A 1,760-nucleotide genomic window follows, 5' to 3' on the forward strand; every position below is an offset into this window, starting at 1 on the left:
TACTGCTGGTACATCGCCTAAACACTGTACATTAATAGCTGCGGGATTTGAAGCTGTTGGTGCTTGCGTATCATTTACCGTAATAGTAAAACTACATATATTAACAACAATACTACCACTATCTAACTCTTGAAAAGTATTGGTTATCGTTCCTACAGGAAAAGTAGAACCTGATGGCAAACCGGCAATCTGATTTATTGTGTTCCCTGAACTAGCCGTCGGTGTTGGAGGTGTATAATTTACAACTGCTCCACATGCACCGGGATCACTTGAAACAATTACATCAATTGGACAAACTTTATCAAAATCAACCTTTTCTAAAATCTTTACATCGTTTAATTCCAGAATTAAGTCTGACTTTATAATTTTCTCAAAATACTCATCTAAATGAAGTAACGGATTATCCAACTCTTGTTCAAGAGCAGGATTCAACTCAACATAATTAATCTGCTCTGAAGAATTTGCATAAAGAGATGCATTTACTCTTATAAAAAGTAAAAAAAGGAGTATATAAATTTTTAAGTTAAGTAATTTTTTAAACATCTAATAGTTTTTTTATCTGCTTGAGTTTAGGAACTCTCATTTTTTAGTTTTACAAATTGAAAATTACAAATTTTAGTTTTTAAAAAATTACAAAATTGTCGTATAGCACGATTCTTTGAATAAACAGTCTTTTTTTTGAAAGTCATTCAATTTAAACATAAACTTTCACAAGTCGTTTTAATAATAAGTAGGATACAAATAGTTGATTTCTTGGTGGACATTTAAACTCATGACATGTAGAATTTGGGGATTTCACAAAACAAATATAATAAAATTGTTGAAACAAATATGAATTATCTAAAAAAAGGAAAGAATGGGTGTTACACTTTTTATCTCAAAAACCTCAAAATCACTTGATTTTTGTTAACTCTTCATCCTTTCTTAATGCAGATTCTTTGATCTCTATCCAATGAATAAAATTATGTCCAAGTAAATATAGTAACTACAATTTTTAACAATTACAATTACTTTACGGTATAACCCAAATACCACTGTAAAATAAATGCTGAATTTATTAATTTATTTCGATACCAACCTGTTCCAACATTTTTTAAGTACCCTATACTTCTGTCTTTTTATGAAGCTATTTATTCTCCATTTTGAAACATCAAAATCTATTTAACACATTTCATGAGTGCTTTATTTTTGAGATTTTTTTTGATCTTTTATTTAATTTATATACACCATAGAAAGTTCCTGCAACTAGTAGAAAAGTGATTCCTCCATCAATTGGCAATTCGGGTGCTTGCTCATTAGGTTTGGGTAGATCTTGCGCAAGGACATTATTAAACATTAATAAAAACGCAACGAATAATATATGTTTAATTATCTTATTTCTCATTGCTTTTCAATTGAATTTGTAGGGGTAAACTCATCTATTTCAAACTTGGGGTTTATATTTTTAATAGATCCCACTCGATTTCTTTCGAAAGATCTATTTTTATTAAATTTTCACTTTTAATTAATAATTATTTTTTTAATATTATTGCCATTATTGGTTTTAATATGGACCAAATAGATTCCTGAAGCAACATTTATTGGGAGGTTAATTTCATTTTTATTAAAATTAGTATTCCAGATTTTTAGTTGTTGTCCAATAGCATTAAATAATGAAATCTCTTGAATAGTTAATTCTTCTGGTTTTTGTATTTTAATGAGGGTATTATTTTCATTAACAAATACATTTAAAAGACTAAAGATCTCTTCAACTTCTATTG

At 28.0% G+C, this 1,760-nt stretch carries 3 protein-coding genes; all 3 read right to left on the minus strand.

Annotated elements, in window-relative coordinates; genetic code table 11:
- Positions 1 to 543: HYR domain-containing protein (locus IEW75_RS15630; protein ID WP_188704108.1), on the minus strand; the 543-nt coding region annotated here is incomplete at its 3' end.
- Between the two features lie 628 nt (positions 544 to 1,171).
- Positions 1,172 to 1,384: an Fjoh_0651 family PID-CTERM protein gene (locus tag IEW75_RS16025; RefSeq protein ID WP_373286323.1), complete on the minus strand. Its 213-nt coding sequence runs from the start codon at positions 1,382 to 1,384 to the stop codon at positions 1,172 to 1,174.
- 116 nt (positions 1,385 to 1,500) lie between these two features.
- Positions 1,501 to 1,760 (minus strand): T9SS type A sorting domain-containing protein (locus IEW75_RS15635; protein ID WP_158283818.1); only part of this gene is annotated, 260 nt, incomplete at its 5' end.

Origin of the sequence: Lutibacter litoralis, from assembly GCF_014646675.1 — a bacterium.
Classification (GTDB): Bacteria; Bacteroidota; Bacteroidia; order Flavobacteriales; family Flavobacteriaceae; genus Lutibacter; species Lutibacter litoralis.

Coding starts and splice junctions, on each gene's coding strand:
- IEW75_RS16025 (WP_373286323.1), bottom strand. CDS start 1,384: ATGAGAAATAAGATAATTAAACATATATTATTCGTTGCGTTTTTATTA.